The sequence below is a fragment of the Mesorhizobium sp. USDA 4132 genome, assembly GCF_056279545.1.
Genome location: NZ_JBWCCP010000002.1, coordinates 1,018,847 through 1,036,705 on the forward strand (window position 1 = coordinate 1,018,847; position 17,859 = coordinate 1,036,705).

A 17,859-nucleotide genomic window follows, 5' to 3' on the forward strand; every position below is an offset into this window, starting at 1 on the left:
TCATATGCAACCGTCGGAATATGATGTTGTCGTCCTTGGTAGCGGTGGTGCAGGTCTACTCACGGCGCTTTCAGCTGCAATTCAGGGCCTGTCAGTCGGTGTTTTCGAAAAGTCCCATCTAATCGGTGGCACCACCGCGATTTCCGGTGGTGGCATCTGGATTCCAAAAAACCACGTGATGCAAAAGTCCGGTTTTGAGGACCTGGAGACAGACGGTATCACCTATCTGACGCGACTGACCCTTGGCGAGATCGACAAGAGCCTTCTGGTCGATTTTCTAAAAACCGGGCCTGAAATGTTGTTGTTTCTGGAGAAACACTCGGAGCTGCGCTTCTTCAGTGTAGATCGCCCGGACTACCATCCCGGCTGGCCCGGCGCACGTTCCGGCCGATCGGTCGAACCGCTACCTTTCGCGCCAGCAATGGACGAGACTCTATTTCAGACGCTTCGGTCTTCGCACTTGCGTCAGCCGGTGACATCGTCCGAGAGCCGCAAAGGTCTGCCATCAGAGATCATCGAAGACCGTCAGAAGCGTCGAATGCGCACGCAAGGAGCAGCCCTGGTCGCCGGACTTGCGCAGGCATGCGCCAAACGTGGTGTTCAATTTCACCTTAATGAAGCCGCCGCGGGTTTATCGTTCGACGGAGAGCGCTGTCTAGGAGTCGAAACCGTTTCGGGTTCAACATCTGCCCGGCTGGGTGTTGTCCTCTCCACAGGCGGGTTCGAGTGGAATTCGTCCCTCGTCTCGGCTTACCTGCCTGGATTTTCAAGTGCACCGACCACACCGCCTGGTAATGAGGGAGACGGCCTGCGGTTTGGTCTTCGGGCCGGCGCGGCAGTGGCCAATATGACTGAAGCATGGTGGACCGCTGCATATCGAATTCCGGGGGATGCCCTAGATGGAGAACCACTAACACGCAACATGGTGCGTGAACTGGCATTGCCAGGCTCCATTATGGTCAACCGGAAGGGCGAGCGTTTCGTGAACGAAGCGAGCTCATACAATGACCTCGGTATGGCGTTCAACGCTTTTGATCCCGGCTCGTTTTCTTACCCAAACAGGCCTGCCTGGCTTATTTTCGATGACGCCTTCAAGTCGCGTTATCCCGTCGCGTCCGTTTCCCCGCAACAAACCGCACCGGAATGGATGATCAGTGCGGGTTCGGTGGCCGAACTCGCTCAGAAGCTTGGCGTTTCGGTTGAAGGCCTAACCGCAACAGTCGAACGATTCAATCAGTATGCTCGCGAGGGCCATGATCCAGATTTCGCACGCGGTGAGGACGTTCATGGTCTTTATTATGGAGATTCTGGCCACGCCCCAAATCCATGCCTGGGGAAGCTCGATGTTGCTCCCCTCTACGCAGTTGAAGTTCTACCAGGAAACAATGGCACAAAGGGCGGGTTGAAGACGAAATCTCGCGGTAGCGTCGTTCGTGATGACGGATCCGCGATTGAAGGACTTTTTGCGTGCGGGAATGTTGCAGCAAGTATATTCGGAAAAGGATATCCCGGCCACGGTGGCTCGCTCGGTCCGATTCTAACGGCGGCATACATTGTCGGTTTGGAAATCAGCGCCAATCAGCGGCGATGATTAATCCGTTTTGGAACATTCAATCCTCAAGTCCCGGAGTTGGGTAAGGGTGGACCGACACCAGCCTGCCATCAAAAATGGTGTCGAGGCTGGCATCCCGTGCCTGCCCAGCGCATCGGCGCGATCATGCGACCGGGCCACGGATTGGTCACTGCGGAACCCGGGCGGCACATCTCAAATTAAATGCCAAGAACCACTCGAACGGGCGCATTCTCACGATTAGCCGCCAAGCGACACAAAGACTCAAACAGGAACAATCATGGCAAAGCTCCAGCGCTCGACCATTCGGCAGGGATGGCATCAAAAACACGGAGCATGTCTGAAGTGACGTTCGGCATCAAGAACGAAAGCTGCCATGGGGTCAGATGGCCGAAACGATCGAGCACTGTAGATGACAAATCCAATCCGAAAATCGTCCTGAACGCCGCCGAGAGCCGGGCGTCCTTAACAACCTCGTTTAGCGTTAATCTGACGCAACGGTGGTAGCTTGAACTGTCATCGTTGCGCTGTGACAGCCGCTCGCCATTCTTGACCTGCGCCCATTGCCGGTCGATCAGCAGATGCTCGGGACCGACGGCGCCCACCAGGGGCAGGCCAAGTCGTTCGAACTGCGAGGCCGGCGTGTGATTGGCGCGCATGGCTGCGACGAGGAGGTTCGCCATGCGCGTTTCGACCTCTTCATCGCGAAGAGGTTTCTGTTGTTCGGGATCGGTTTGGAGATCGAAGAGCAGCGTTCCAAATATATACGGATTGCCAAGCGCCTTGGCCGGAAGCCGCATGACCTGCACCTGCTTGGTGAAGGGAAACGGTCCGGCAAGCGAGATATCCTTGAGTTCGCCCGGTGCGAAGCGGTGGTCCATATGGGTCGGCATCAGCGTATATTGCTCGAGCGGCTGGTTTTCGGGGGTCACGCAGGCCCGCATATAGACGTAACGCCCGTCGGTAATGCAGACATGCCCGCCATGACTGCCGAACAGGCCGGCTTCACGGACCTGCTCGTCGGTAGAAATGACGCCGGACAGAGGCCTACCCTGCATATCCTCCGTCGGGGTTACCCCGAAGAAATCGAGAAGCGTCGGACCGAAATCGATCGTCTGGACCAGGCTCGAACGCCGCTCGTCCTTAACATGCAGGCGCGGATCCCAGACGAACAGCGGCGTGTGGATGTTTTCCTCATACCAGGGCTGCACGTTCTTGCCCCACCACCCGCGCTCGCCGAGCAGCAGTCCGTGGTCGGTGCAGACGATCAGCATCGTATCGTCCCACAGTCCATATTCGTCCATCGCATCCAGCACGCGGCCGAGGCTGTCGTCGCACATGCTGAGCAGCGCTGCATATTCCATCCGCGCATGTTCGACTTCCCCCGGCTTTTCGGTCACGGCCCGGTAGTCCGGCCAGTCGAAATGCGGGCCGTCGTAGTCGTGCGGATACCGTTCCTTGTGGCGGTCGTAGCTGAAGAAGGGTTCGTGCGGATCGAAACATTCAACCTGCAGGAACCAGCGATCCTCGGCGTGATTAGCCTTGATGAACTCGACGCCCGCATCGAAGGTCTTCGTCTGCGGATGATCGGCGATGTCGGTCATGTACTGGCGGTTTACCCAGTCCTGCCGCCAGAGACTGCCGGACCGCCAGCTTGCGGTCGCAGGGATCAGCGGCTCGCCGACATGGCCTTTCCAACGATCGCCTTCCTGGCCGCGGCAGAATTCGTAGCTGCTGTAGCGATTGTGATAGGTGGCGCCGCCATCCTCCCAATAATGCTGATGATCGGTGACGAGATGGGTATAGACCCCGCTGGTTCGCAGCATTTCCGGCATCGAATCGTCGAAGGGCTCCAGCGGCCCCCAGGAGCGGTGCAGGAAATTGTATCGGCCGGTATGGAGTTCGCGGCGGGCCGGCATGCAGGGCATGCTGCCGCCATAACAATTGTCGAAGGTGACAGTGCGCTCCTGCAGGCGGCGGAAATTGGGAAGGTGATTCCAGTCGGCACCATAGGCAGGCAGAAACCGGCGATTGAGGGTGTCGAACATGATCATGATCGCTTTCAAATCGGTACGTCCTGTCCTTATGCGCTATGAAAATCGGCGGGAAACGGTTCGAAAGCCGAGATTGCAGTTTGAGGAGCCCGGCGTACTGGAACTGCGCGCCGCCACCCGGTAACGGTGGCAGTAGGAGGCGTGACAGAGATAGGAGCCGCCGCCCCAGGGGAACCGTTTGCCCGCGAGACCGCCTCTAGCGGCATATTCCCACTCCGCTTCGGTCGGCAGACGGCGCCCGGCCCATTCGCAATAGGCAAGCGCATCGGCATGGCTGACATGCACGACCGGGTGATCCATCAGGCCCTCGATACCGGACAGCGGCCCGAACGGATGGCGCCAGTCCGCACCCCACACGGTGAGCCACCAGGGCGTGTCGTGATATCCGAGAATATCAGGTCGGTCGGCTGCGACGGCGAGGCGGAAAACGCTCGAATCGCCGTAGCGCTCCGCCTCCTTCCGATATCCCCTCGCCTTTGCGAAGGCCGAAAACTGCGCGACCGTCACGCATGTCGTGTCCATGGCGAACGGGCCGAGCGACACCTCGTGAACGGGCGCCTCGCCATCCGGCGCATAACCTTCACCGAAATGATCGCCCATCAGGAAAGTACCGCCGGGCAGCGACGCTTCCCGGTGAATCGGGCGTGCGCCGGAAGTCTGCGGGTTTGCCTCGGCCGGCATGGCCTCCCCTTCCCGCTCGCGCGAAGTGGAGCAGCAGCGGGCATTTCCAGCGGGAACCGCGTCGGTCATCGGCGTTTTTCTCGGCTCGGTTCGTCGAGCGAAATGTGCATATCCGGGTCTCGCATATAGGGGCGGAGGATGGTGAAGAACTGGATCATTGACGTCTCGCGGCTGACAGCCGTCGGATCCAGAAGCCACTGGAGCCGCACGCCATCGGCTACCGCGATAATCCAGCGGGCGAGTGTTTCGAGGGTCATTCCGGCTGGAAGCTTACTCTGATCGAAAACCGCCGCTAGCTCACTGGTCATGGAGGCCGCCACCTCTCGATACCGCTCGACAAACCAGTCGTGGGCCGGATGATCCTGAACGATGCTTTCGGCGGAAAGAATCGCAAAAAGCTGTACAAGAATTGGTGTTCGTTCGTTGGTATGAAGCGTGCGTAGAAATGTGCTTAAATAGTCGAAACCACGCTCTAAACTCTCCGATTTGGCCTTCTGGTTTCGCTCCTCGCGCTCCTGCAGCACTGCCAGAAGCAATGCGGCCTTCGACGGAAAATGATGCAGCATGCCGGCCTGCGTCATGCCGACGTCGGCGGCAATATCGGCAATGCTGGCGGAGTTGAAGCCGCGTTCGGAGAAAAGCCGCAGCGCCGAATCCAGGATCGCCCGCCGCCTGCTGTCTCCCTTTGGACTTCTGCGCGTCTCTTTCTTCTCCATGCTCGACCTCATCTCCCCGTCCGGATCTGCAAAGGCGTGCCCACAAAATGACAGGCAGCCTTCTGTCCGGTACCAGTTTCCTGGAGGCTTGGCGAACTGGTGGAACAGATTTCCCGCTCCGGAAAATACTCCGGCCCAATCGGACAGCGGGTGCGGAAACGGCAGCCGCTCGGCGGATTGGCGGGGCTCGGCATATCGCCGGCAAGTACGATCTTCTCCTGCGGCGCGTCGAGCACCGGTTCCGGCGTCGAGGAAATCAGCGCCGCCGTATAGGGATGCTGCGGAGAGCCGTAGACCTGTTCGGCCGTGCCAAGCTCGACGATCTTGCCAAGATACATCACCGCGACATTATCGCTGATGTGGCGCACCACCGAAAGGTCGTGGGCGATGAACAGGTAACCGAGCCCGAGTTCGTCGCGCAGTTCCTCCAGGAGGTTGATGATCTGCGCCTGGATCGAGACGTCGAGCGCCGAGACCGGCTCGTCGCAGATCAGAAGCTTCGGCTCGGTGGCGAGCGCTCGTGCAATGCCGACGCGCTGGCGCTGGCCGCCGGAAAGCTCGTAAGGGTAACGTTCGAGGAAATCCTCGTTCAGCCCGACCCGCAGCAGCAATTCCACCGAGCGCTGCCGCGCCTTCTCGCCGCGGATGCCGGCGACGCCCAGCGCTTCACCGAGCGACTGGGCGATGCTGCGGCGCGGATTGAGCGAGGCGAATGGGTCCTGGAAGACATATTGGATGGTTCTGGTGATCGTGTCGCGATCCTCCTGATCCATCGCACTGACATCGCGGCCGGCGACCGTGATCCGGCCCTCGGCGACCGGATTGATGCCGACGATGGTGCGCGACAGCGTGGACTTGCCGCAGCCGGATTCACCGACAAGACCGAGCGTTTCTCCGGGCCGGATTTCGAGCGATACGCCGTCCACCGCAAAGATCGGCTTGGCCTTGGAAAAGAACGACCCCGAACCGCGGTTGACGTCCGTCCTGAGGTTCTCGATCCGCAGGACAGGCTCGACCGAAAGAGTCCGCCGGGCCTTGCGCACAAGATCGTCTTCTTCCGGCACGACAGGCATGCCAGTGGCCGCGCTCACCCAGCAGGCGGCGGAATGACCGGGCACTAGCACCTCCAGCTTCGGCACGTCCGCGCGGCATCGCTCGACCGCGAAGCGGCAGCGCGGATGGAAGGCGCAGCCGGATGGCAGCCGCGCTGGCGCCGGCGGCGAACCGGGGATGGCGCGCAACTGGCTGCCGGTATCGCTGTCGATGCGCGGCACGGAATGCAGCAGCGCCGCGGTGTAGGGATGGCGCGGCGCGGAGAAGACATCGGTTACCGTACCGCGCTCCACCACTCGGCCACCATACATAACGACGAGATCGTCGCAGAGTTCTGCCACCACGCCCATGTCGTGGGTGATCATGATGATCGACAGGCCGAGCTCGTCTTTCAGGTCGCAGAGAAGCCGCAGGATCTGCGCTTGGATCGTCACATCGAGCGCCGTGGTCGGTTCGTCGGCGATCAGCAGCGAAGGCTTGTTGGCGAGCGCGATGGCGATCACCACACGCTGGCGCATGCCGCCGGAAAACTGGTGCGGATACTGGTCGAAATTGCGCTCCACATCCGGAATGCCGACCTGCCGCAGCAGTTCGAAGGCCCGTTCGCGCGCCGCTGCCCGGCCTGCGCCATGAACGACAAGCGCCTCGGCGATCTGTTTACCGACGGTCATCACCGGGTTCAGGGCCGCCTGCGGGTCCTGGAAGACCATGGCGATATCCTTGCCGCGGATCTTGCGCATCTCGGTTTCCGGCAGACCGACGAGATCGCGGCCGTTGAACATTACCTTGCCGGTATCGATCCGGCCGGGATGGCGCAGCATGCCGAGGACCGAACGCACGGTGACCGACTTGCCGGAACCGGATTCGCCGACGATGCCGAGAACCCGTCGCGGTTTCACCTCGAAGGAGACGTTGTCGGTGATGCGGATATTCGTATGCCGGCCGGCGAAGGAGGCGGACAGGCCCTCGACATTCAACAGCGGCGCAACGGACTGGACTGAAATGTCGGTCATTTGCGGTTCACCGTATCGTTCAAGGCGTCGGCCAGCATGCTGAAGGCAAGCGCGACGAGGATGAGGATGACGGTCGGACCGAGCACATAAGTCGGCGCACGGCTGACATAACGCATGCCGTTGTTGAGCAGCGTTCCGAGTGACGGTTCCGGCGGCTGCAATCCAAGCCCGACGATGCTGAGCGCCGCCTCGATGAAGATCGCCGAAACGACAAAGACGGCGCCTTGTACGATGATCGGGTCGATGGCGTTCGGCAAGATGTGGCGGACCATGATCTGCCATTTACCGACGCCCAGCGTGCGAGCCGCGATGACGTATTCCCGCTGTTGCTGGGCGAGCAGCGTGGCGCGGGCAAGGCGTCCGAAGCTTGGCAGACCGGAAATGACGATCGCCACCAACAGCGCCGTCCAACCGGCGCCGAGCACCAGCACGACGCAGATGCCGAGGATGAGCCCCGGGAAGCCCACGATGATATCGAGGCAACGCTGCACGAAATTGCCGAGTCTTGGCGAAACTGCCCCGATCAACCCAAGCAGCGTGCCTGCCACCATGCTGACAGGCACCGCACAATAAACAAGCGTCAGGTCCGACCTTAGCCCGTAGATGCTGCGCACAAAAAGATCGCGGCCGAGTTCGTCGGTGCCGAAGAAATGCACGAGCGACGGTGCCCGCAACGATTCCCGGGACTGGATGTCGTAGCCGAGAGGAAAGATAAACGGAGCCAGAAAGGCAAGCGCCGAGATGAGAATGATCACCGTCAGCGCCACAATGCCGCGCGTCGTGGTGAACGCCTGCATGTAGCCGGCGATCGACGGATTGAACCAATGGCGATGGATCAATTTCGATTGCGGTGCGGCCATGGTCAACTCTCCAGCCGGATGCGCGGATCGAGCGCCGCGATAGTGATTTCGGACAAAAGCTGTATCAGCACTGCAACCAAAACCGCCCCGAGGATCAGCGCCTGCAGCACCAGATAGTCACGGTTTTGGACGCTGGAGACCGCAAGCTGGCCAAGCCCGTTCCGGGCAAAGATTGCCTCGATGACGATCGCGCCGCCCAGGAGCTCGCCGGCCCGAAGCCCGATTGCGACGATCGCCGGGCCGAGGCTGTTGCGCAAAAGATGGCGGCGCATTAGCCGGCCCGGCGGCACACCCTTTGCCTTGGCAAGATCGATGAAGTCTTCACCGCGCACCGAATTGATCGCTGTGGTCAAAAGCCTGGCGACAACCGCCGCCTGCGGCAACGCGAGTGCGAAGGCCGGCAGGATGAGGAATTGCAGCCCCTTCAACGGGTCGCGCAGCAGGCCGATCTCGCCGCTGACGGGCAGGATCGGAAAGGCGATGCCGAGCAGCAGGATCAGCAGCAGACCGGTGAGGAAAGGCGGCGTCGCCAGACAGATGGTGTTGAGAATGTCGAGCCCTGCCCTGGCGGACTGATGGCGCAACGTTGCCGACAGGATGCCGAGCGTGAAGCCGATGATGATCATCAGCATCAGCGCCAGCGCCGCAAGCTCGACCGTGCTTTCCAGCCTGCTCATGATCAGCGTCGAGACCGGGCGGCGCATGGCAAATGAGCGTCCGAGATCGCCATGCAGGAGGTTCCACATCCAATGGAAATACTGCTCGTGGAGCGGCCCGTTGAGGCCGATCTGTTCGCGCACCGCGGCGAGCTGTTCGGGGCTTGCATCCGATCCCGCCAGTGCCACGGCGGGATCGCCGGGCGCCATCCGTGGCAGAATAAAGGCGATGAGAGAACTCGCAATCGCCACCACCACCACCGACGGGAGTTTCTTGAGGAGGAAGGTCAGCATCTCACTCGGCCAGATAAGCTTCGCCGTAGAGCATCTGCGAGCGGAGCGTCGCCTTCACGCCCTTTAGCGTGTCGGAGAGGATGGTCTGGCCCGGTGTCTGCAACAGCGACAGGCTGAAGGCCTCATCGAGCATGTAGTCGGAGAGCGCCTTGACTGCCTTGTCGGTTGCATCAGGCGAGTTGGCCGCCGTCACCGCGTTACGCAGCGTGACATACTGGTCGGACCAGAAGCCAGACGGGTTTCCCTGACGGAGCGAGGGAAGCGAGGAAAGCAGCGTCGCTGTGCTGAAACCGACCTGGCCGTGGATCAGCAGGAATGCGGGGCCGAGATCCCCGGCGACCTGCCGTTTGTCGAAATCCGCAACGTCGAGGACCACTGCTTCCGGCGCAAGCCCGATTTCCTTGAGATTGTTCTGAACGATCTCGAAAATGCTCCGATTCGCCGGGATGGAGGGCACGATGATTGGCACCTTGGCACCCGTGGCGCCAGCCTTTTCGATCAGCGCCTTGGCCTTCGTCGGATCATAGCTGTAGCGGTTCGCCTGCTCCTCACCATAACCCGGCGAGCCGACACCCCAGAAGAGATCGGTCGGAGTACCGATACCGCCAAATACCTGTTCGTTGATACGCTGGCGGTCGATCGCATAACCGAGTGCCTGGCGCACTTCCTTCTTATCGAACGGCGCCTTGGTAACATTGACGCCAAACGGATAGATAGCCCCGCCTGAATTCAGGAACTGGTATTGCGGGTTGCCCTCGAATTCGACGAGGTCGTTCTGCGAAAGTCCCGTCGCCATGACGGAACGGCCGCTGCGTAACGCCGAAACCGATGCGGTGCTATCGGTGATGATCGCGAATTCGATCGAGTCGAGATAAGGCAGGTTCCTGTCGCGGTAACCGGTATAGCGCTCCAGCATGATCGAGGCGCCCGGCGTCCATTTGGCGAACTTGAACGGGCCGGTTCCGATCACCTGGGAGCCGTCCTCGCGCTTGGTATAGGTTTCCTTGTCGATGACGTTAGCCTCTTCGAAGAGGTCAAAGATGTTGGCGAGCGGCTTCTTGAACTTGATCGTCAGCGTCGTCGGACTGGTGACGTCGATGCTCTGGAACTCCTTGGCGATGAAGCCGACCTGGGCGGCGGTTTCCGGCAGGGCCATGGTCTCCAGCGTGAACTTCACGTCGTCGGCCGTCATCCTGCGGCCGGTATGGAAGGTCACGTCGTCGCGCAGCACGATTTCCATCGAGAGTCCGTCGGCGGCCACTTTCCAGGACTTGGCGAGCAGAGGTTTGACTTCGAAGGTCTTGGGGTCGGTCTGGGTCAGCGTTTCGAAGACGTTCTTCACCCAAGGCGAATTGCCGGCACGCAGTGTCAGGATGTTGCGTGGCTGGGCATCCGCCGTCTGCGAGACAGTGATCGCCCCCCCGCGAACCGGCTTGCTATCTTGGGCTTTCGCCGGAACGGCGGCACAGAGACCAAAGGCCAGAACGGCCCAGAAAATCATCCCGCCGATGGGGCGGGCATGGCGAATTGCAGGCAAAATCCTGTTGGTCATCAATCTTCCTCCCGAGTGCGACCGAACAGGCGCGACGCGCCTGCCTCCTCCGGTCATCAAGCGCCTAATTATACCGAGTGCTCGCTAGATTTAGCGTCGCTGGGTTTTCTCCGTTTGTCAAGCTCGCCATGTGCCCCATTTCAGCGGCCTCAGAATATATCCAGTTTGGTGGGGGCGAAAAACGAACTGGATGCACGATCGTTTGCATGGCGCCAAGCCAAGATTTCGAGATCATCCGACAAGCCGATGAGGCCTCGATCAAACATCCAATGGACGGATATTGGGTCGGGAACTGATATTGTTCAGCCGGGCTGTCGTCGTAGATCGAATCTGGGCTGTGAATGAAAACCCCGAATCCCATATACAATCTCCACCATGGTGACCGCTATTCAAAACAGGGAGATCGGTCACAATGCTTGCCTTCAGCGCGTCGTGCTTTATCGCGAAGGAATTCCGCCGCGCTCCATGTCATCCAGGAGGTCCCGTCGCTCGGGATCGTCGACGATGCGCTTTGGCAACGAGTGAAATACGCCAGGAGAATTGGCGTGCTGGCTAGTACGGAGCCTTGTGCGGGCTCGGACCGACGACACTATCAAGTTATTACGCGCACGTGCTGAGGATCGGCATCATCAACTTCACATGAGCATCGATCCTCTCAAGAACCTTTGCCGGAACGACCTCACGCTCTGGCAGGGACCACCAAAGCTCGTTGACGCGGTCAACTGTCTCGATCACCGCTTTGAGAACAGCAGCTTCAGGCAAACGTGCACGATTGGCGAAGACTTTCCATCGCTGTGCGTCCATCGCCCTGAAGGAACGCTCGCCGGCGAGCGACAGCGCCATGGCATCCGCCGGAATGTAGGGAATGGTCGAGAGTACATCATATACAGGAGCTAGCTCGGGTTTATCGCCCGCACCAGGATAGATCAGAGACCAGTTCTTGAGATGCATGTCGCCATTGCCCGTGATGGCGGCCAAAGCCAGCCGGCGGACAAATTCAATCTGCGCCGCCGACGATACGGCGATGCCGAGAGCAACGGCGATATCGTGATAGGCGGCACCTTCGTATTTGCGTGAGGGATATATGCCAAATACCTGAGCAAAGTCCTCGATGTGGATCCGCTCGCCGTCGATGCCGCGATCAAAGCGTTTGACGAGCAGGACTTTACCGTCCGACAGTGTCTCGAACTCCTCAGGAATGCCCTCGAATTCGGATTGCTCGACAAGCTCGCGTTCCGGCACGTCCATGCCGATCGCTTCGGCCAAAGCGAGATTGGCATATTCGTTTTCCGAGACACCGGGAAACGACGTCGACGGAAACTTGGCAATATAGGATCCCTGCTCATCGCCTAGTGGCAGCGTCAGCCCCCCACCCTTGCCCGTGTTCTTGATGACGGAAAGCTTCATCTGCACACCAGCGAGCGAAAACCGGACCTTCGATTTGAGAGGTGATGGATCGTCAACGCGAGCAACGGTTCCTGCGCTTGGCATAACGCGGACGGCACCCGGCAGATCCGACCCGAGTGCAACCAGCAGATCAAAGTCGTTTCCGGCGCGAACACTGCCGGTATGGTGCTTTTCCATCGCCTCGCGCAGCTTGTCCTCGGGAAGAAGATTGGCAAAGAACGCCGGCAACGCTCTAGCAACAGGCTTGGGATCCTTGCGCAGACCTCCGCTTACCGCGCGGAAAGACAAGCTCAAAACAGGAAAGCCGCCCGTCGCGCGATAGCTCTCCTCAAAGCTGAACGCGTTGAAATTGCCGGGCGTTCTGACGATCGTGCCGACCGTCAGGTCATTCAGCAGCACTTCAAGTGATGATATGGATCTTGGATTGAGAGGAGCCTCAGGCATTGGCATTGCCGTCTGCGCTGACCGCGAACGCAGGAAGGTCGTCTTCAGCACCATCGGGCTGCAGCAGGGCATCAACCGCCGGGACCATAGCGTGCGGGATGAGCATCAGCTCAAGACCGAGCGCCCGCGAAATGTTGATCAAGGTCGTTGTGCGAGCAGCGGCGCTTCCAGCCTCGATCTCACGATAGCGAGGACGGGATATGCCTGCCAGGTCGGCAACCTGCTCTTGAGTGAGTCCCAAGTCTTTACGTGCCGTCTTCAACCGCCGGCCGATCGCAAGCAAAGCCTCTGACCCAACCATTTGATCTCTAAACCTATCACTGCGGACTGAATGTTACGTTTACATATCTTCGTTCCTTGAAAAAAGTCAAGACAATTGATCTATTTGCAGATCATATTATGAAATATGATCTGTTCAATGCCTTTTCCGAAAGAGTTTATGGGCGCTGCGGGGTCGAGCACGACCGCTAAATTATATATTCCGCTACATGCTTTGTTAAAGCCCTCCTATTCCCGCTCGCCCTCGGCACCGGTGCCTGAGAGAAAAGGAATGAGCATGCCCAAACTGGATAATTCATCACGTCATTTTCAACGAAAGATCTCTGAATTCCGCGAGCTGCGCATTGCGCCGATCGCACCGAAGCGGGTGCTGGAAAATATCCGCCCCTATCTCATTAACCTGATCATTTACCGGAAGCCGCCACCGATCCTGAATGGCCGCCTTGATATCCCATCAGGGGTGAGTAGCGGCCTGCACCGTGGCAGAGTGAGGTCGCTAGAAAACTCTCTGGAGGCCAATCATGCCGATGACAGCAGATCAAACTCAAGCACAGACCGCTACCCTCATTGATCTTGGAACAATTTTCGTCTCGTTGGAACTCAGTAAATCGGCATGGCTGGTGACGGCGTTGTCGCCCGGAAGCGAGAAGATGTCACGCCATACGATTACCGGAGGTGACATCGCTGGCCTATTTTCGTGTTTTGCTGCGCTCCGCCAGAAAAGTCAGCGGCGCAAGAACATGCTTTATCCGCTGGTGGTCAATCAAGAGGTCGGGCTTGATGGCTTTTGGTTGGGGCGGGTGCTCAGCAAGGAAGCCTGGATCGAGAGCCATATTGTCGAGGCTGCATCCATTGCCATGCCCCGCCGCCACCGCCGGGCAAAGACGGATCGCATCGACGGCGAAACGCTGATCCGCGCTCTGATCGCATGGAAACGTGGCGAGCCGCAGGCCTGCTCGATGGTCAAACTGCTCACGCCGGATGAGGAAGACATCCGCAGGCTCGGGCGAGAGCGGAAAACCCTGATTGCTGAACGTGTCTTCCACGTCAATCGCATCAAAGGTCTACTCTTCGCCCAAGGTGTACGAGATTACGAGCCTGTAAATCGAGATCGTCGACAGCGTCTGGAAGAGCTTGGAACTGGAGACGGCAGGGTTCTGTCTAAACACCTCAAAGCCGAAATTTGCACAGAACTCGATCTGTCTCGAATTGCTGCTCACACAAATCAAGGCCGTGGAAGCAGAGCGAGATGCTTTGACTGTACGCGAGGCGCCGGAAACGCCGGCAAGAGCGACTGCTCTTTTGGGGATCAGAGGAATTGGTCTCGAGTTCGCAACGATACTCTACACGGAAGGTTTGTTCAGACACTTCGACAATCGGCGGCAAGTTGCCTCTTACGCGGGCCTAGCGCCCTCCCCGTGGCAAAGCGGCAACGTCAATCGCGAGCAAAGTGTCTCGAAGGCGGGAAATCCGCGGTTGCAAGCGACAATGGTCGAACTTGCCTGGCTATGGTTGCGGCACCAACCAAAATCGGCATTAACGTTATGGTTCAAGGAGCGCATTGCACCGTAATGCCGGCCGCCTTAAAACGCCTATGATCGTGGCGCTGGCGCGTAAATTACTGGTCGCACTTTGGAAGTACGTGAGCTCCGGTGTCGTAATCGAAGGTGCGATCATGAAAACTGCCTGAAGTGCAGACGCAGCTCGCTTAATCAGAAAACTAATCCTCAGGGCCTGATCAGTCCTGACGGATCCAGGTGGACGAACCGGGAATCCTTTTGGCTCTCAAGCGCCGATCGTGAGTTTGGCCCCTTCTCCTGAGCCCGTGCGCGTCGAAAGCGGGATAATGGTGCGGCCGCTACGGACGGCGACCGAATGTGAGGTTGTACAGGCCTACAAACGGGCCGGTAATGACTATGGGCTCAGACGGTGGATCCGCCTAAAGTGGAGAAATCCGATGCCACTCGAATGACTGATTGACAAAAAATCCCGATGTGAGGGATTCGAACCGATGACACTTCGGCGGGAGACAGGCCGTGTCGGAGACGAAAATGCCGAGAATGGAAATTCCGGTTCCCATGCCGAAACCTCACACGCCTGCAGGTGGGATGACACCCTTGGTGAACAGGAAGCAGCCATAAAAGCGGGTTTCACCGGTCGAGATCACGCAATAGGCCTTCTTGGCCAAATCGTAGAAAGCGAAGCGCTCGATGCCGTACATGGGCGAATGCCTGCCTTCCGCTCGGTCGATCTCCGCCTGCACCTCGCTTTGCACCGTCGGAATTTCGCCCGGCGCGCCCATGACTTCCATGCGACCGGCAGAATTCTGGAGCGGCGTGTCGAGCGGCAGCACCGAGAGAATGGCACGGATCGCGTCACGAGCCGAGAGATTGGCAATGCTGAGCGGCCGGCCGACGACCGTCTGTCGGGCGACGCTGTCGCTCGGGAAGTTGGTGTCGGAGACGACCAGCGTGTCGCCATGCCCCATGGAGCGAAGCGCGTGCAGCACGTCGGCGTTCAGCGCCGGATGAATATTCTTGAGCAAAATGTCCTCCTCAATACCATTTATTTGACGGCGCCCGCCGTCAGCCCCTTGACGATATAGCGGCTCCAGAAAGATTCCGACGAGGACCAGCGGCATGATCGCAGTCGTTCGGAACTTTTTGGGCTGGACCGTTGAGGAGCTGTTCGCTCCGCCACTACCAGGCCGCCCTGTATATCGACAGTGCGTCAGCCTCGCCAATCTCGCGAGGGTTGTTGACGAGAAGTCGGGTCTGTTTCATGGCGTCCCGCGCCATTCCGGCCAAGTGCTCTTCTCCGATACCCACGTCCCGCAGCCGCGGCTGAAGGCCGAGCTTAAGCGACAACCCGGCAAGTCCTTCGATGAAAGCGGCGCATCGTCGCTGGTGTCCCTGTTCCGAAGCAAGTTCCGGAAAAACGTCCGCTGCGATCTCCGCGTATATCGATGCAGCGTCCGGCGAATTGAACTGCAGGACGTGCGGGAGCACGAGCGCGTTTGAAAGGCCGTGGGGAATGTGGAAGGTCCCGCCGATCGGATAGGCCAACGCATGAACCGCCGCCACAGGAGAGTTCGCGAAGGCCTGTCCAGCCAGCATAGAGCCGAGAAGCATTGCGCCGCGGGCGACACGATCCTTTCCGTCCAAGACCGCCTTCTCAATATTCGAGCCTAAAAGCTGCAGCGCCTGACGCGCAAGCATCTTTGAAAGAGGATTGTTGTTCGCGCTCTTCGACGCATAGGCCTCGATCGCATGAACCATGGCGTCGATGCCGGTGGCGGCCGTTATGTGAGCGGGAAGGCTTAAGGTCAGATCGGGATCGAGGATCGCGATGTCGGGCAGGATGATGGACGACGACACGCCACGCTTCTCGTCGCCGCCGACCGTGATAATGGAAACCGGGGTGACCTCCGATCCTGTTCCAGCCGTGGTGGGAACAAGAACCAGTGGCAGCCGCGGCCCCTTCGCATTCCCCACGCCCCACGCCTCGTCGAGGGGCTCACCTGAACCGCAGAGCAATGCGACGACTTTGGCCACGTCAAGTGAAGAACCGCCGCCGAAGCCGATGACCCCGGAGACATTGTCAGCCTTGGCGGCGCCTGCCGCAGCCATCACGGTCGCGAGCGATGGGTCCGCTTCGACTCCATCGAACACAGTGGTCTCGATGCCGGAGGCAGTGAGAGACGCAAGAGCAGGTTCACAAAGGCCAAGCTGTCGCAATCCGGGGTCTGTCACGAAGAGAATACGGCGGCCGAGCTTCTGCTTTACGAGATCGCCGATCGCAGATGCAGCACCAGGTCGAAAGACGATCTGTGCGCTTGTACTGAAGACAAACGGATTCATGCATTTTCCCCTTGCCGATTTGCGCCTACGACGCGGTCCGGGACCTTGTCGGGCAATAGCCGGGCTTTGCAGTGTTTGAGCAGAGCACCTAGTCGAGTGCAACGGCACCCATTAGAACGATGCTTGCGACCGGTGTTCCCCAACATTGGGTCAGGCACGCCTGTGACGGCAGCCCACAGTCGCATAGCCGCATGGCCGAGCAAATTGCCTTCTCCACTTTGACGGGACGCTTGGCCCGCCCTCCTCCCGCCACGGCCCGCCAGAAAGTGAAAGGACCCGATGAACTATCACCAGAAGCGAGGGGAAACATCAAGGTTACTCAGCGTGCCTCTGACGCTCGGCCCGCCGATGCTTCCGCCAGGTTTCCTACCAAAGCCGGACCTCCCTTGAAAGGGCCGGCGCAACCGGGATGGCCACTGCGACCAACATTACCCAATCCGTCTTGCACATCAAACAACTCTCCGGTGAGCACCACACGCCATTAAGTATAAAGGTGAGGTGTTCGACGGGGATATTCAGGCGAGATAAAATCCAGCGTGACTTTCCTATCTAACTGATATTTCACCATCTGAAGAAATCAGGGCAGCCGAAACAAACGATGAACGTTCCCGCCCGGAAACAAGCGCGGGCGCGCACGGCCTATGCGAAAAGCACAAATCGCGCAGCTATCCAAGAACGTGCGGCGATAAAAGCGCGTTCAGCGTTCGAACCGCTCCAGCATCCTCTTCAGTTGTGCATTTTGCAGCTGAAGCTTGCGCGCCAGCTGGTCCCGCAGCAGCCTGATCTCCTCATCAAGGGGGATTGCATTGTTAGAAGCGGCGGGAACGCCTGGAGAGGGTGGCGGAACGGATTCGCCCCCTGCCGCTTTCTTCCCCGCGTGCTGCGCTTTCGCGCCGCACCTTCGCCGGCCTGGGAGGGTTTCAGTATCAGCCGCCTCCACGGGCTTGGCGCCTTCGATATCTGTGCCCGACCTGAGAGATAGGTGACGTTTTGTACCGAAGACATGGGTAACACTTTTTCGCTTTCGGCGGGAGGTGTTGATGCCGTGGAGAGAGACTTCGGTTATGGAAGAGCGTCTACGATTTGTCGCCCGGCTTCTGCAGGGCGAAGGCATGAGCGAAGTTTGCCGGGATTTCGGTATCTCGCGCAAGACCGGCTACAAGATCTTCAACCGTTACAAGGATGATGGCCCTGAGGCCTTGAGCGACCGATCGCGCCGGCCGGTTCGCTATGCCACGAGTATCGCATCGAGAAATGTTTTCGCATGTCATTCTGCACAGCGATGTCGCCAACGAATGCCGTCTTTCACCAGACTGAAGTTCTGCCAGCGGGCGCATACTGTACTGCTCGGGCCAGAGCATCTGGACGCGCAGAAATACTCGCCGACCTCAGAGCCCGTCCGAGAATTGGGTTGAGTGAT

At 59.2% G+C, this 17,859-nt stretch carries 14 protein-coding genes and 1 pseudogene; 4 read left to right on the forward strand and 11 right to left on the reverse strand.

The window, feature by feature from the left end:
• The first annotated feature begins 4 nt into the window (after nucleotides 1-4).
• A complete protein-coding gene (locus ACZ9IU_RS27510) occupies nucleotides 5-1,591 on the forward strand; it encodes an FAD-dependent oxidoreductase (protein ID WP_080719338.1) in 1,587 nt (528 codons plus the stop codon).
• A 257-nt stretch (nucleotides 1,592-1,848) separates the two neighbouring features.
• On the opposite strand, the gene ACZ9IU_RS27515 is transcribed toward ACZ9IU_RS27510, so the two are convergent.
• The 9 genes from ACZ9IU_RS27515 to ACZ9IU_RS27555 all read right to left on the reverse strand — a co-directional run bounded on the left by ACZ9IU_RS27515 (nucleotide 1,849) and on the right by ACZ9IU_RS27555 (nucleotide 12,601).
• On the reverse strand, nucleotides 1,849-3,624 hold the full coding sequence (locus tag ACZ9IU_RS27515; protein WP_498957821.1) for a sulfatase: 1,776 nt from the start codon (nucleotides 3,622-3,624) through the stop codon (nucleotides 1,849-1,851).
• Nucleotides 3,625-3,660: 36 nt separating this feature from the next.
• Complete coding sequence (locus tag ACZ9IU_RS27520; protein WP_040124743.1) at nucleotides 3,661-4,374, reverse strand: SUMF1/EgtB/PvdO family nonheme iron enzyme; 714 nt, start codon at nucleotides 4,372-4,374, stop codon at nucleotides 3,661-3,663.
• A complete protein-coding gene (locus tag ACZ9IU_RS27525; protein WP_051900447.1) occupies nucleotides 4,371-5,021 on the reverse strand; it encodes a TetR/AcrR family transcriptional regulator in 651 nt (216 codons plus the stop codon). Before ACZ9IU_RS27525 ends, ACZ9IU_RS27520 begins: the two co-directional genes overlap by 4 nt.
• An 8-nt stretch (nucleotides 5,022-5,029) precedes the next feature.
• Nucleotides 5,030-7,087, reverse strand: coding sequence for a dipeptide ABC transporter ATP-binding protein (locus ACZ9IU_RS27530; RefSeq protein ID WP_040124742.1), 2,058 nt, complete (start codon nucleotides 7,085-7,087; stop codon nucleotides 5,030-5,032).
• Complete coding sequence (locus ACZ9IU_RS27535; protein WP_040124734.1) at nucleotides 7,084-7,947, reverse strand: ABC transporter permease; 864 nt, start codon at nucleotides 7,945-7,947, stop codon at nucleotides 7,084-7,086. Before ACZ9IU_RS27535 ends, ACZ9IU_RS27530 begins: the two co-directional genes overlap by 4 nt.
• A gap of 2 nt (nucleotides 7,948-7,949) precedes the next feature.
• Nucleotides 7,950-8,897, reverse strand: coding sequence for an ABC transporter permease (locus ACZ9IU_RS27540; RefSeq protein WP_040124732.1), 948 nt, complete (start codon nucleotides 8,895-8,897; stop codon nucleotides 7,950-7,952).
• Between the two features lies 1 nt (nucleotide 8,898).
• Nucleotides 8,899-10,449: an ABC transporter substrate-binding protein gene (locus ACZ9IU_RS27545; RefSeq protein WP_040124730.1), complete on the reverse strand. Its 1,551-nt coding sequence runs from the start codon at nucleotides 10,447-10,449 to the stop codon at nucleotides 8,899-8,901.
• Nucleotides 10,450-11,049: 600 nt separating this feature from the next.
• Nucleotides 11,050-12,300 carry a type II toxin-antitoxin system HipA family toxin gene (locus tag ACZ9IU_RS27550; RefSeq protein WP_040124729.1) on the reverse strand — a complete coding sequence of 417 codons (1,251 nt, stop codon included), beginning with the start codon at nucleotides 12,298-12,300 and terminating at the stop codon, nucleotides 11,050-11,052.
• The gene (locus ACZ9IU_RS27555) at nucleotides 12,293-12,601 is read right to left on the reverse strand and encodes a helix-turn-helix domain-containing protein (protein WP_040124727.1); all 309 of its coding nucleotides are present in this window, start codon (nucleotides 12,599-12,601) and stop codon (nucleotides 12,293-12,295) included. The genes ACZ9IU_RS27550 and ACZ9IU_RS27555 overlap by 8 nt, the downstream gene beginning before the upstream one ends.
• A 249-nt stretch (nucleotides 12,602-12,850) precedes the next feature.
• On the opposite strand from ACZ9IU_RS27555, the gene ACZ9IU_RS27560 reads away from it, so the two are divergent.
• Together ACZ9IU_RS27560 and ACZ9IU_RS27565 are read left to right on the forward strand one after the other, a co-directional pair.
• Nucleotides 12,851-13,150, forward strand: coding sequence for a hypothetical protein (locus ACZ9IU_RS27560; RefSeq protein ID WP_080719336.1), 300 nt, complete (start codon nucleotides 12,851-12,853; stop codon nucleotides 13,148-13,150).
• Nucleotides 13,101-14,269, forward strand: a pseudogene (locus ACZ9IU_RS27565) (IS110 family RNA-guided transposase). Before ACZ9IU_RS27560 ends, ACZ9IU_RS27565 begins: the two are co-directional and overlap by 50 nt.
• Nucleotides 14,270-14,668: 399 nt before the next feature.
• Here the strand turns inward: ACZ9IU_RS27565 and ACZ9IU_RS27570 are convergent.
• Nucleotides 14,669-15,124 carry an RbsD/FucU family protein gene (locus ACZ9IU_RS27570; RefSeq protein WP_040124194.1) on the reverse strand — a complete coding sequence of 152 codons (456 nt, stop codon included), beginning with the start codon at nucleotides 15,122-15,124 and terminating at the stop codon, nucleotides 14,669-14,671.
• Nucleotides 15,125-15,278: 154 nt separating this feature from the next.
• Nucleotides 15,279-16,439 carry an iron-containing alcohol dehydrogenase gene (locus tag ACZ9IU_RS27575; protein ID WP_040124726.1) on the reverse strand — a complete coding sequence of 387 codons (1,161 nt, stop codon included), beginning with the start codon at nucleotides 16,437-16,439 and terminating at the stop codon, nucleotides 15,279-15,281.
• A 1,040-nt stretch (nucleotides 16,440-17,479) separates the two neighbouring features.
• Between ACZ9IU_RS27575 and ACZ9IU_RS27580 the strand changes: the two genes are divergently transcribed.
• Nucleotides 17,480-17,854, forward strand: a complete 375-nt coding sequence (locus ACZ9IU_RS27580) for a helix-turn-helix domain-containing protein (protein WP_258719176.1) — start codon at nucleotides 17,480-17,482, stop codon at nucleotides 17,852-17,854.
• The last annotated feature ends 5 nt before the right edge of the window (nucleotides 17,855-17,859 follow it).

What these genes read in the sequence shown, in the direction of transcription:
- ACZ9IU_RS27575 (WP_040124726.1), bottom strand. Translation starts at nt 16,439, where the DNA reads ATGAATCCGTTTGTCTTCAGTACAAGCGCACAGATCGTCTTTCGACCT.
- ACZ9IU_RS27520 (WP_040124743.1), bottom strand. Translation starts at nt 4,374, where the DNA reads ATGACCGACGCGGTTCCCGCTGGAAATGCCCGCTGCTGCTCCACTTCG.
- ACZ9IU_RS27580 (WP_258719176.1), top strand. Translation starts at nt 17,480, where the DNA reads ATGCCGTGGAGAGAGACTTCGGTTATGGAAGAGCGTCTACGATTTGTC.
- ACZ9IU_RS27510 (WP_080719338.1), top strand. Translation starts at nt 5, where the DNA reads ATGCAACCGTCGGAATATGATGTTGTCGTCCTTGGTAGCGGTGGTGCA.
- ACZ9IU_RS27560 (WP_080719336.1), top strand. Translation starts at nt 12,851, where the DNA reads ATGAGCATGCCCAAACTGGATAATTCATCACGTCATTTTCAACGAAAG.
- ACZ9IU_RS27530 (WP_040124742.1), bottom strand. Translation starts at nt 7,087, where the DNA reads ATGACCGACATTTCAGTCCAGTCCGTTGCGCCGCTGTTGAATGTCGAG.
- ACZ9IU_RS27540 (WP_040124732.1), bottom strand. Translation starts at nt 8,897, where the DNA reads ATGCTGACCTTCCTCCTCAAGAAACTCCCGTCGGTGGTGGTGGTGGCG.
- ACZ9IU_RS27525 (WP_051900447.1), bottom strand. Translation starts at nt 5,021, where the DNA reads ATGGAGAAGAAAGAGACGCGCAGAAGTCCAAAGGGAGACAGCAGGCGG.
- ACZ9IU_RS27555 (WP_040124727.1), bottom strand. Translation starts at nt 12,601, where the DNA reads ATGGTTGGGTCAGAGGCTTTGCTTGCGATCGGCCGGCGGTTGAAGACG.
- ACZ9IU_RS27545 (WP_040124730.1), bottom strand. Translation starts at nt 10,449, where the DNA reads ATGACCAACAGGATTTTGCCTGCAATTCGCCATGCCCGCCCCATCGGC.
- ACZ9IU_RS27535 (WP_040124734.1), bottom strand. Translation starts at nt 7,947, where the DNA reads ATGGCCGCACCGCAATCGAAATTGATCCATCGCCATTGGTTCAATCCG.
- ACZ9IU_RS27550 (WP_040124729.1), bottom strand. Translation starts at nt 12,300, where the DNA reads ATGCCTGAGGCTCCTCTCAATCCAAGATCCATATCATCACTTGAAGTG.
- ACZ9IU_RS27515 (WP_498957821.1), bottom strand. Translation starts at nt 3,624, where the DNA reads ATGATCATGTTCGACACCCTCAATCGCCGGTTTCTGCCTGCCTATGGT.